Source organism: Citrobacter sp. wls718 (assembly GCF_005280945.1).
Taxonomy (GTDB): Bacteria; Pseudomonadota; Gammaproteobacteria; order Enterobacterales; family Enterobacteriaceae; genus Citrobacter; species Citrobacter gillenii.
The window spans coordinates 75200-87433 of the sequence record NZ_SZWV01000106.1; the positions used below are offsets into that span (position 1 = coordinate 75200).

Annotated in this window: 11 protein-coding genes; 2 read left to right on the plus strand and 9 right to left on the minus strand. The window is 51.6% G+C overall.

The features are described 5' to 3' along the window. Positions 1–19: 19 nt before the first annotated feature. The gene (gene tar / locus FDW95_RS21030; RefSeq protein WP_115258789.1) at positions 20–1681 is read right to left on the minus strand and encodes a methyl-accepting chemotaxis protein II; all 1662 of its coding nucleotides are present in this window, start codon (positions 1679–1681) and stop codon (positions 20–22) included. Between the two features lie 260 nt (positions 1682–1941). Here tar and FDW95_RS21035 point away from each other — a divergent pair, with 260 nt between their 5' ends. Continuing rightward, complete coding sequence (locus FDW95_RS21035; RefSeq protein WP_115258790.1) at positions 1942–3201, plus strand: dicarboxylate/amino acid:cation symporter; 1260 nt, start codon at positions 1942–1944, stop codon at positions 3199–3201. Between the two features lie 69 nt (positions 3202–3270). Here FDW95_RS21035 and cheW read toward each other — a convergent pair whose 3' ends face one another. From cheW to flhD, 6 genes are all read right to left on the minus strand, one after another. Beyond that, positions 3271–3774: a chemotaxis protein CheW gene (gene cheW / locus FDW95_RS21040; RefSeq protein WP_115258791.1), complete on the minus strand. Its 504-nt coding sequence runs from the start codon at positions 3772–3774 to the stop codon at positions 3271–3273. A 25-nt stretch (positions 3775–3799) separates the two neighbouring features. Continuing rightward, positions 3800–5824 carry a chemotaxis protein CheA gene (cheA, locus tag FDW95_RS21045; protein ID WP_137363604.1) on the minus strand — a complete coding sequence of 675 codons (2025 nt, stop codon included), beginning with the start codon at positions 5822–5824 and terminating at the stop codon, positions 3800–3802. A gap of 4 nt (positions 5825–5828) precedes the next feature. Next, complete coding sequence (motB, locus tag FDW95_RS21050) at positions 5829–6758, minus strand: flagellar motor protein MotB (RefSeq protein WP_115258793.1); 930 nt, start codon at positions 6756–6758, stop codon at positions 5829–5831. After that, positions 6755–7642 carry a flagellar motor stator protein MotA gene (motA, locus tag FDW95_RS21055; protein WP_096757462.1) on the minus strand — a complete coding sequence of 296 codons (888 nt, stop codon included), beginning with the start codon at positions 7640–7642 and terminating at the stop codon, positions 6755–6757. Before motA ends, motB begins: the two co-directional genes overlap by 4 nt. Positions 7643–7767: 125 nt before the next feature. Beyond that, positions 7768–8346 carry a flagellar transcriptional regulator FlhC gene (flhC, locus tag FDW95_RS21060; protein WP_161959006.1) on the minus strand — a complete coding sequence of 193 codons (579 nt, stop codon included), beginning with the start codon at positions 8344–8346 and terminating at the stop codon, positions 7768–7770. A gap of 2 nt (positions 8347–8348) precedes the next feature. After that, positions 8349–8690 (minus strand): flagellar transcriptional regulator FlhD, encoded by a 342-nt coding sequence (gene flhD / locus FDW95_RS21065; RefSeq protein ID WP_137399382.1) that lies wholly within the window; start codon positions 8688–8690, stop codon positions 8349–8351. Positions 8691–9482: 792 nt separating this feature from the next. Between flhD and uspC the strand changes: the two genes are divergently transcribed. After that, positions 9483–9911: a universal stress protein UspC gene (uspC, locus tag FDW95_RS21070; RefSeq protein WP_115258794.1), complete on the plus strand. Its 429-nt coding sequence runs from the start codon at positions 9483–9485 to the stop codon at positions 9909–9911. Positions 9912–9928: 17 nt separating this feature from the next. Here uspC and otsA read toward each other — a convergent pair whose 3' ends face one another. Continuing rightward, positions 9929–11350, minus strand: coding sequence for an alpha,alpha-trehalose-phosphate synthase (otsA, locus tag FDW95_RS21075; RefSeq protein ID WP_096757466.1), 1422 nt, complete (start codon positions 11348–11350; stop codon positions 9929–9931). After that, on the minus strand, positions 11325–12128 hold the full coding sequence (gene otsB, locus FDW95_RS21080; protein WP_115258795.1) for a trehalose-phosphatase: 804 nt from the start codon (positions 12126–12128) through the stop codon (positions 11325–11327). Before otsB ends, otsA begins: the two co-directional genes overlap by 26 nt. Between the last annotated feature and the right edge of the window lie 106 nt (positions 12129–12234).

The following is a 12234-nucleotide window of genomic DNA, read 5'->3' on the forward strand; positions in this document are numbered from 1 at the left end:
ATCCGGTGTTAGCTCCCGGTTAAAATGTTTCCCAATTGCTATCGGGTTCAGTACTTTGCTGGCGCGGGTATGACGCAGGGGCCGCTGTTGAAGATGGCCGTACATCGCGAGATTTAGCCGACAGTGGGCGTGCAGCCAGGCGGAAAGCCGATACCGACTGGGTCAGACGGCTGGCCTGTTCTTCGAGTGCAGCAGCAGCAGCAGCCGACTCCTGCACCAGCGAGGCGTTCTGCTGCGTCACACGATCCATCTCGGATACGGCGAGCGCAACCTGGTCGATACCACGGCTTTGTTCGTCAGACGCTGAGGCGATTTCTCCCATGATGTCGGTGACACGGGTTACCGCATTGACGATGTCATTCATGGTTTCCCCGGCACTCTCTACCAATACCGAGCCGGTATCGACCCGAGAAACGGAGTCTTCGATCAGGGCTTTGATCTCTTTCGCCGCCTGCGCGCTGCGGCTTGCCAGATTACGCACTTCTCCCGCCACCACGGCGAAACCACGGCCCTGTTCACCGGCGCGTGCGGCCTCAACCGCCGCGTTCAGCGCAAGAATATTGGTCTGGAAGGCAATGCCGTCGATTACGCTGATGATGTCAGCAATTTTCTTCGAGCTATCCGCGATTTCGTGCATGGTGTTTACCACGCCATCGACTACCTTGCCGCCATGCTGTGCGGTATCGGAAGCGCTTTTCGCCAGTTGCGAAGCCTGACGGGCGTTGTCCGCATTTTGCTTCACCGTCGCCGTTAGTTGTTCCATGCTGGCCGCCGTCTCTTCCAACGCAGAAGCCTGCTGCTCGGTGCGCGACGAAAGGTCGGTATTACCGCTGGCAATTTCGCTGGTGCCGGAATAGATCGCATCGGAACCTTCCCGCACCAGGGTCACCGTTTCAATAAGCGATCGCTGCATATGATCAACCGTGCTGGCCAACTCACCAATTTCATTGCGCCCGCTAACGGTCAATGACGTGGTTAAGTTGCCGCTGGCTATTTCGCGAATATGGGCAATAACGCGGGCCAGAGGGTTAAGCAAGGTATGACGGATGCCGTACCACACCACCACCAGGATCAGCACCAGCACCACGGCCAGAACGCCGAGCTGCCATTGGGCAAACTGGTAATCCCGCGCGCTTTCATCAAACGCCTGCAGATAGAGTTTTTCACTGACGCTGGCATATTTCCCGAGCGCCTCACCCAGGGCATTTTGCATGCCCTGGGTCGGCTGAGCAAAAAAACCATCCATGTTGCCGGTTTCGAGAAACTGCACCAGCTCCGTTAATGCTGCGTGATACTGCTGATATTTCTCATCAACGTTACCGCTGGCTTCTGCCATCTCTGGTAATGGCGTGATGCTTTTGAATTTTGCGTAATGCGTTTCTGCCTGCGTCAACGTACCTTTCGCATTCTTCAACAGATCGTTCTTCGCACTGCTCTGTTGGTTAGAAGCATCCATCATCATGCGCGCAGAGGATCGGCTCAGGTTAATGCGCGTTTGCAGCATTAAGTCCCATGTTGAGGTGAGTTCACTTTGCTGCTGACGTAAATCGTTAGAAATAACAAAACTTTGCTGATTCTGCTGCAATGAGGAAAACAACAGACCACCGGAAACAAGCTGTAGCAGTGCGAAAACCCCCAGCACCATCATCAGCATTGTGACAACGCGGATACGGTTAAACATAAGGCACCTTCCTGAAAACGAGTTATCAACATTATCGGCACCCGCCCGAATAACTTTACGTTTGCAAAAAGGAAATCCTGCAGGAAAAAGAGGCGTGAAAACGCAGATGCTCAAACACCACAACAAAATGGATAAAAAATTAAAAAAAGTTGTACCGATCCTGACTTTGATTTATATGATGAATGCTTTGCTACCACTTAATAAGTACAAAAAATGTGTAGCAGGGGAATAACTATTACATCATCACAGAGGGATTTTTAGTGGCAAATGCAAACAAACTCACGTTGTTCATCGTGGTCTTTATGCTGGCGGGCATCCTGTCAGGCGCGGTGATCCACTCCTGGGCCTCACCGGGCGTAGTAACCGCCTGGGCTGATAATATTACGCTGCTCACCGACATTTTCTTGCGGCTCATTAAAATGGTCATTGCGCCGTTAGTCTTCAGTACGCTAACCGTCGGCATTATGCGACTGGGAGAGACATCCACTATTGGTCGCGTCGGGGGCAAAGCCATGCTCTGGTTTATCAGTTCCTCCGTGCTGTCTATTTTGGTGGGTCTTTTTGTCGTCTCCCTTGAACAACCGGGGAGCGGGCTGAACCTGGCCATTCCACTGGAAGCTACCGATACAGGCCTCGCCGTTAGCGGCATGAGCCTGAAAGGTTTTCTCACTCACACGATCCCGACCAGCATTGCCGAAGCCATGGCCAATAATGAGATCCTGCAAATCGTGGTGTTCTCGATGTTCTTCGGTATTGGCGGGGCCTCACTCGGTGAGAAATTTAACGCGCCGCTGGTTGCCGCACTGGATGTGGTTTCCCACATTATGTTGAAGGTAACCGGGTATGTAATGTACGTGGCTCCGCTGGCAATTTTTGCCGCTATCTCCTCCGTCATCGCCACCCAGGGACTGGGAATTCTGCTCAACTATGCCTCATTCATCGGCGGCTATTACCTGGCGATTGTGCTGACCTGCCTGGTGCTGCTCGCGGTCGGCTACGTGGTGTTGAAAAAAGAGGTATTTCGTCTGGTCAGCATGCTGAAAGATCCAGTGCTGGTGGCCTTCACCACCAGTAGCTCTGAAGCCGCGTATCCCAAAACGCTCGAGCAACTGACGAAATTTGGCTGCTCACGCAACATCGTGTCGTTTGTGCTACCCATCGGTTACTCGTTTAACCTAGTCGGCTCAATGGTGTACTGCTCCTTTGCATCAATGTTTATTGCACAGGCCTATAATATTCACCTTTCTTTCGCCGAAATCACCGTGCTGATGCTAACGCTGATGTTAGCCTCAAAAGGGATTGCCGGCGTGCCGCGTTCGGCGTTGGTGGTGCTGGCAGCAACAATTCCCAGTTTTAATATTCCGGTTGCAGGCATTCTGTTACTGATGGGTATCGACCACTTCCTCGATATGGGGCGCTCGGCGATTAACGTGTTAGGCAACGGGATTGCCACCGCAATGCTTGCGCGGAATGAAGGGTTACTGGAAGAAGAACCTGAACTGGTTGAGCAGGAAGCGTAGCAGTTGAGGGAGCCGGATGGCGATATGCATATCCGGCCTACAACGACGATCGTTGTAGGCCGGAGGCGGTTAGGCGACGTGACTTGCAGCAATATCCAGCAATGCCATTTCATCGCTGTTCAGCAACTTCTCGATATTAACCAAAATCAGCATCCGATCGCCCAGTGCGCCCAGCCCCGTCAGGTATTCCGTTGACAGCGTAACCGCAAATTCTGGTGCCGGACGAATCTGATCGGTCGTCAGCGACAACACATCCGACACACCATCCACCACGATCCCCACCACGCGTTGACCCAGATTCAGCACAATCACCACGGTGTTCTCGTTATAGTCAACGTCGCTCTGGCTGAACTTCACGCGCAGGTCAACGATAGGCACAATCACACCGCGCAGGTTGGTCACCCCTTTAATAAAAGACGGTGTATTAGCGATACGCGTGACCTGATCATAACCACGAATTTCCTGCACTTTCAGAATATCGATACCGTACTCTTCATCCCCTAGCGTAAACACGAGGAATTCCTGACCTGACGGTTCGCCGGCCAGTTTAGTTACATTACTCATACCGGTCATATTATTCCCTTTCTCACTCAATCAATCAGGCGGCGGTGATCGCCACACGTTGTTCGCGGTTTAACCCCTGCAATGCAGAGACATCGACAATCAGCGCGACGCTACCGTCGCCAAGGATCGTTGCGGCAGAAATGCCTGGCACTTTGCGGTAATTGCTTTCCAGGTTTTTCACCACCACCTGGTGTTGGCCAATAAGCTGATCGACCAGCAGCGCATAGCGACGTCCCGCACTTTGTAAAATCACCACAATGCCCTGAGTTGCTTCGGTTTTTGCGCCGTCAACCTCGAAGACTTTCCACAATTCAACCAGCGGCAAATATTCACCACGCACTTCAAGCACGCGTTCTCCCCCGGCCAGCGGGTGCAGATCTTCTTCACGGGGTTGCAGCGATTCCATCACCGCATTCAGTGGTAGAATAAACACCTCATCTGCCACGCGCACGGACATGCCGTCCAGAATCGCCAGCGTCAGCGGCAGCAAAATTCGGATGGTTGTGCCCTGGCCCTGCTTCGATTGGATCTCAACATGCCCGCCCATTTCCTGAATGTTACGCTTCACCACATCCATCCCGACACCGCGACCAGAGACATCCGTCACCTGCTCGGCGGTCGAGAATCCCGGCGCGAAAATCAGCATGCCGACTTCGTCATCGCTCATGTTTTCATGGATCGGCATGCCCTGTGAGATGGCTTTGGCCAGGATGCGCTCACGGTTGAGGCCCGCGCCATCATCGGTGACTTCGATGCAGATGTTCCCGCCCTGGTGTTCAGCAGACAGCGTCAGGTTACCGACTGGATTTTTCCCGGATTCAAGGCGTTTTTCCGGCAATTCGATACCGTGGTCCAGGCTGTTACGCACCAGGTGGGTCAGCGGATCGATAATGCGTTCAATCAGGCTCTTATCGAGTTCGGTGGAGCTACCAATTTGCGTCAGCTCAACCTGTTTGCCCAACTTGCCCGCCAGGTCACGAACCAGACGCGGGAAGCGGCTGAAGACATACTCCATTGGCATCATACGAATCGACATCACCGATTCTTGCAAATCACGGGCGTTACGTTGTAACTGACCCATACTGGTGATGAGATCGCCATGGTTTACCGGATCCAGTTCATTCGAACGCTGGGCCAGCATCGACTGCGTGATCACCAGTTCGCCGACCAGGTTAATTAACTGATCGACCTTCTCAACCGCCACGCGGATGCTGGTAGATTCACTGGCACGCGCGGGTTTTTCACGCTCAACGCGCCCCTGCGGCGGTTCGCTGACGGCGGCTTTAACCAGCGGAACAACGGCAACCGGCAGCGGTTCGTCCATCACGGCCACCGACTCAACGGGGGCAGCCACAACGGGAGTAAACTCAATCTGGTCGGCTTCGATAACAAAACAAAGTACCGCGATGATGTCATCTTCCGCGAGGTCACCGTCAATCGTAGCCGACAGCGTATCGCTGCTTTTGACCACATCCGTTAAAGTCGCCAGGTTCCCCAACTCTTCTTCCAGTAAATCCACTTCTCCAGCTTTCAGACGTGACAGAACGATCCGTTTTTTAACCTCTTCAGCAGCAACAGTTTCCTGCGCCATCGTCTCTTCCTGTATCGCCGTGCCGTCAACAACACTCAATTTTGCAGTGTTGACGACCGCGGGTGCGGTTTCACCTTTTGCTTCGAGCGCTAACTGTCGTAGCGCATGACAAATATACTCAAAGCTGGCAGCATCCGGCTCTTCTGAGCTTTTATAGGCGTCGAGCTGTTCTTGCATAATATCTTTTGTTTCCAAAAACAGGTTGATAATGTCGGCATTGAGCTGCATCTCGCCACGCCGCGCTTCATCCAGCAGGTTCTCCATTAAATGGGTCGTTTCCTGCAAAATAGTAAAGCCGAAGGTGCCCGCCCCGCCTTTAATCGAGTGCGCCGCACGAAAAATGGCATTCAGTTGTTCGGAATCCGGAGATTCAGGGACCAAATCAAGCAGGTGCTGCTCCATGTCAGCCAACAGTTCGTCAGCTTCATCAAAAAAGGTCTGATAAAAATCGCTAATATCCATGCTCACGCTATCACCTCGGATTGGCTGGTGGCGATGTGGGAACGCTTGCCGGCGGAACGACCGCTGGCGGTTGTAAGACACTTACCGGCTCATTCTGGCTTTCAGCGTTTTCATGCAAAATGGCCTCTTCCGCCTGCTTATTCAGCACCAGCAGACTTATACGGCGGTTGATGGCGTCCTCAGGACCGCGATCGCTCAGACGCATCGTGGCGGCCATACCTACCACCCGTAATACTTTCCCCGTGTCCAGACCACCACTGACCAGTTCACGGCGTGAGGCGTTTGCGCGATCAGCAGACAGTTCCCAGTTGCTGTAGCCTTTCTCACCGTTGGCGTATGGAAAATCATCCGTATGACCGGACAAACTAACGCGGTTGGGGATACCATTCAAAACCGGCGCAATCGCCCGCAGGATATCGCGCATGTAAGGTTCAACCTCGGCACTGCCGGTCTTAAACATCGGGCGGTTCTGGCTATCAATAATCTGAATACGCAGCCCTTCCTGCACCAGGTCGATTTTCAAATGCGGGCGCAGCGCGCGTAGCTTCGGATCGGACTCAATAAGCTGGTCCAGGTCGCCACGTAATTTGCTCAGGCGGCTTTGTTCCATGCGTTTTCTCAGCTCATCAATATTCGGCTGCCGGTTCACTTCCCCTTGCTGTTGGGTGTAATCATCCCCCCCACCAGGTATCGGGCTTTGGCTGTTTGAAATACGATTTCCACCGGTTACCGCGGTGGCCAGAGGCGTACGGAAGTATTCGGCAATCTGGATCAGTTCTTTCGGACTGGAGATGGAAATGAGCCACATCACCAGAAAGAACGCCATCATCGCAGTCATAAAGTCAGCGTAGGCAATTTTCCATGAACCATGCGCCCCACCACCGTGACCTTTATGTTTTCGTCGCTTGACGACGATAATGGGATGGGCCTGATTTTTCATGCTTCCTCAGTCGTTTGCTGTGCCGTTGGATTTCTCACCGCACGAACATGTTCTTCCAGTTCGATAAACGACGGACGTTCGCTGGAATACAGTGTCTTACGACCAAATTCGACGGCAATCGGTGGAGCGTAGCCGTTCAGGTTGGACAGCAGCGTGATCTTCACGCACTGCATCATTTTGGTCGTTTCGGCACTTTTCTGACGCAACACGCTGGCGAGCGGTGAAATAAAACCATAGGCCAGTAAAATCCCGAGGAAGGTCCCCACCATAGCATGTGCGATAAGCGCCCCCAGTTCAGCCGCCGGACGGTCGGCCGAGGCCAGCGCATGTACTACCCCCATCACCGCCGCGACGATACCGAAAGCCGGTAATGAGTCGCCGACCATCGCCAGGCTGTTAGCTGGGACTTCCGACTCACTTTCATGCGTTTCAATTTCTTCGTCCATCAACGCTTCAATTTCAAACGTATTCATATTGCCGCTGATAATCAGACGCAAATAATCGACGATAAAATCAAGCATTACGGCATCCGCGATAATGCGCGGGTAGCTGGCAAAAATTTCACTTTCTTTGGGGTTTTCGATGTCGCGCTCAAGCGAGAACATACCCTGCTGGCGCGACTTGGCCATTAGGCGATACAACAGCGCCAGCAGATCCATATACATGGCTTTGGTGTATTTTGAGCGACGAAAGAGCAACGGAATCGCTTTCATCGTCCCCTTAATGGCTTTGCCGTTATTACCGACAATGAATGCCCCGATACCCGCGCCACCAATGATCACCAGCTCAGCCGGTTGATAGAGTGCCCCAAGGTGTCCGCCGGTCATCATATAGCCGCCGAAAACTGTACCAATAACAACCAGGTAACCTATTAAGATCAGCACGATATCATCCTTTCGCAATTGACTATGACAGGATGCGCAGTCGGGCAGTTAACTCAAAGGTCGGGACAAAAAAAAGCAGCGGTAATGGCTTACCGCTGCTGGAGTGTCTATCCACACCGTATCAGTTAAACAGCTTGTTCGATCTGTTCATCCAGCAGTTGTGGAATAATATCGGCAGCATTCTGGGAAAGTTTACGTCTTTTTACGGCACGTGATGGCGGCTGGCATAAACTGCAGGCAAAGCTGCCCACGGGTTGGTGCGCGTGAGTAATAAAATTACCGCCGCAGCAGTTGCAGGTAGACAGTTCCAGCAACCCGCTGTCAACAAAACGGACCAGTGTCCATGCGCGGGTTAACGCCAACAACGGCCCTTCAGCTGGCTGTGGGCACTGCTCAAGATACAGGCGATACGCTTTAATGACGGCATCGACACCGCTACACAGGCCCGTTTTGAGCAAAAATTGCCATGCGTTGCAGAACATAGAAGCATGGATATTTTGCTCCCACGTCATAAACCAATCGGTAGAAAAAGGAAGCATCCCTTTCGGCGGAGGGCTACCGCGTAATTCTTTATACAGCTTGATAAGGCGGCCACGGCTGAGTTGCGTTTCGCTTTCCAGCATTTGCAAACGGGCGCCCAGTGTGATTAATTCCATGGCTAACTGGATATCACGTGCTTCCTGAACGATGCTTTTTTCGCTCATCATCACGCCCTTTTCTTACGCGCCGCATCATTGATGTCGCTTAACAGACGCGTTGAAAGCATGATACCTGTGTGAATTTGCTGAAGATCGTCGACACGAGAGTCTTGCGTCAGGCGAGTAACTGTTTGATGATCGTCGAAACGGAAATGGCAGACCAGTTGGTTTGTTTCCGCCAATTTGACCATTTGAGGAAGGGTTAAGGTTCCCAATGTGTCCGCCATCTCTTCGCTGATACCAAGGCGAAACATCGCGGAAGCCTTGTCCTGAACGATTAGACGCTGTGCAAGCAATAAATATGACAAATTTATGTCATAAATGTGTTTGAGCAACTCGGATGTATGCATTATTTGCATCCATAATAACCAACATTATTTTTATGCGGCGTAACCGCACCCCGTGATGTCGCCGGGAAGGCCCGGTAAAAAAAAAGCAAAAGGTCAAATACATAGCAGCGTTACGGCTTACGCGTTGTGTAAACATCCCTTTTTAAGAAGGCCGCGTTCCTTACAAGCTCACATCAATTCTTACAAATGCCTAAGATTTTTCCTAATTCGACGCAACTCTACCCGCCGCCAGTTACACATACAACGGAACCCTGCTGCGAATTTAAAGAATATGTGACGCAGATCACATAAACCAGCTAAACGTTTAACATAAATCCATCAGCACAGCTTTTATTTTGGTTATTTTATAGCCAACAACTCACTCTATCGATTCCATACACCCGAATATTCTTGCAATAAAAGCGAATAGTCTTTTGTTTACGACAGTTAATATCACCGCGCGAAATAACGAGCGAGATCACAGATTTACAATAAACTGCTTCCTCACTTTATATCTTTATAAACAATGAGTTAAATATTTAACCTCATTAACTAATACCGTCAGGTAACGATATGCAAAATGTTAATTTATGTTTGTTTTTTATTAACATATTGTTTTCATTAGCCGAGAATTTCACTTAAATTGATTGAACAGATTTTCAGCTTTTGTGATCTGATTATTCTATTTATAAGAATAATTAATGAATAATCATGATGACATTCACACTATTACAGTATGAAAAATTGCACTATGAAAGAAGCGAGAGTAACGCTAAAAGTCCTCTCATAATTCTTGTATTTAAGGAGCGAGTTATGAGCTACATGCACATTCTTGTCGCTGTTGCCGCCACCCCCGAAAGTCACCAGTTGTTAGCAAAAGCCGTTTCTATTGCGCGCCCTGTCAAAGCGCGCATTAGCCTGGTCACCCTGGTCTCCGATCCCGAACTGTATAACCAGTTTGCGGCCCCCATGCTGGAAGACCTGCGTGAGGTAATGCAAGAAGAGACGCTGAATTTTATCGATAAACTCACCCAGCAGGCGCAGTACCCCATTGAGCATACCTTTATTACCTATGGGGCACTCAACGAACATATACTGGATATCTGTCGCAAACACGCCGTCGATCTCGTCATTTATGGCAACCATAATCACAGCTTCTTTTCGCGAGCATCCTGCTCGGCGAAAAGCGTGGTCAGCGCCAGCCAGGTCGATGTGCTGTTGGTGCCGCTGGCAGGCGATTAATGACCGTATCCTCGTCGTCAGGCCAATTTAGGAAAGTCAGCTACGGTGTCATGCGGTTGGCTTTCAGCATGACGTGGCGTGATCTTTTTTAAATCGCGGATAAAGTGAGCCTGCCAGTTGTCGATATCGTTTTTAACGATAATGTCCAGCATCTCAGCGTGGCGGGAAATACGCTCAGCAAGCGGCATGGTTAGCGCGCGGTTTAATGCACCCGCAACATCATCTCTGTCATAGGGATTAACGATCAGCGCCGAGGTCAGTTCATGTGCTGCCCCGGCAAATTGTGAGAGCACCAGCACGCCAGGATTGGCGGGATCTTGCGCTGCCACAAACTCCTTAGCGACCAGATTCATGCCATCGCGCAGTGGCGTCACTAACCCAACATCCGAGTAGCGGAAAATTTTCATCAGCAATTTACGATCAAAATACTGATTCAGATAATAAAGCGGCGTCCAGCCCAGCTGCCCATACTTGCCATTGATGCGCCCGGCTTCAGTCTCCAACTGGTGGCGAATATCCTGATAAGCCTGCACTTCTTCACGCGACGTCGGCGCGATTTGGGTATAGCGAATTTTACCGTGGTGCTGAGGGTAATGCTCCAAAAGGGCCTCGTAGGCCTGAAAACGCTCCGGCAAGCCTTTGGAGTAGTCCAGTCGCTCAACCGAAAAGATATTCTGCACATTTTTTAGCTCGGCCTTGAGCTGCGCCATTTTCGGCGGCAGTGGCCCCGCCGCCTGGCGGGCAATTTCATCGGGTTCAATGCCGATAGGATAAACCTGGGTACGGAACGCCTTTTTCCATGCCTGATGATGATTGTCGCCCCGCGAGGTGACTCGGGTTTGTGCACTCAGCGCATCAAGAAACGCCTGACGGTCGTTTTCGGTCTGGAACCCCAGTAAGTCAAAATCGCACAGTTGCTCAAGCAGTACATCATGCGGGGGCAATGCGTTGAATATCTCCGGCGTCGGGAACGGAATATGCAGGAAAAAACCGATACGATTGTTCACGCCGCGTTTCCGCAGCTCGCTGGCAAACGGTAATAAATGATAATCATGAACCCAGATGATGTCGTCATCATTCAGTAAGGGCCGCAGTTTCTCAGCCAATAATGTATTGACCCGCTGATAGCCTTCCCAAGCCGGGCGCTGAAATTGCACCAGATCCAGGCGATAGTGGAAAGCAGGCCATAAAACGGCATTCGAAAACTGGCAGTAATACTCTTCGTAATCCTGCTCACTCAGATTAAACGATGCCCAGGTGATATTGCCGCGGGTGACTTTTTTTAGTGGTTGGTCTTCATTACCCGTCTCACCGCTCCAGCCAAACCACAGCCCCCCCGCCGTTTTCAATGCCCCCAGCACACCGACCGCCAGGCCGCCAGCACTGCCTTTGTCATCCGGTGAGGCAATTCGATTAGAGACTACGACTAAACGACTCATGGCCATCTCTCCTGTCATTCGTTGCTTTTTGGTCTTGCTGCGGACAGTTGATCTGCTCCAGCCAGCGCCAGACATCTGTTACGCCCGCCAGACGCCACATCGCCTGGGTTGCGCCGCTCCCCACCTTCACGGAAATGCCGTCAACGCGGTTTACCACAGCGAAACCCGCCTCATCGGTTAAATCATCACCAACAAAAACAGGGATGCGCCCGGCAAAAGGGGCTTCCTGCATAAATGCAGCAATCGCTTCTCCTTTGCTCGTCCCCTTTGGTTTTATCTCAACCACACATTTTCCGGGCTGCAGGGCGAGCTGGGGCCAACGGCGCGTGATGCGTTCAGCCAGCGCCAGCAGCGCCGCCTCATGCTGTGGGGCCTGTCGATAATGCAAAGCAAACGCCATGCCTTTTGTTTCTAACGTCGTACCGGGCATGTTCGCCAGTGCAGCATGCAATAGCACGCTAATGTCGTGTTCGACGTCCTGAGGAAGACGGACAATGTGGGTGTGACCCTTGATGTCGCGGCGCTCAGCCCCGTGCACGCCGGCAAGCGGAAAACGAATGGGATGAGTGAGTGCGTCAAGCTCAGTCATTGAGCGCCCTGAAATCAATGCCAGTGCTCCCGCATTGTGCGTCGCCAGGCGATGTAGTAATTGCAGGATCGTCTGCGGGACGGTGACCTGATCGGGATGCGGTTTTATCTCAGCTAATGTTCCGTCGAGATCAAAAAAATAAGCACAGTTTGCGGATAGTTCAGGGGGTACGGTTCGCGATACTGTCACCCGGTGCTCCTCCTTATCTTTATGCAGCTTGAGGTATGACGGGTATAAGTATAGACAGTGTGACCAGGCTCGCCATTTGCAAAAACAATCGCCAGCCGGTATAGCG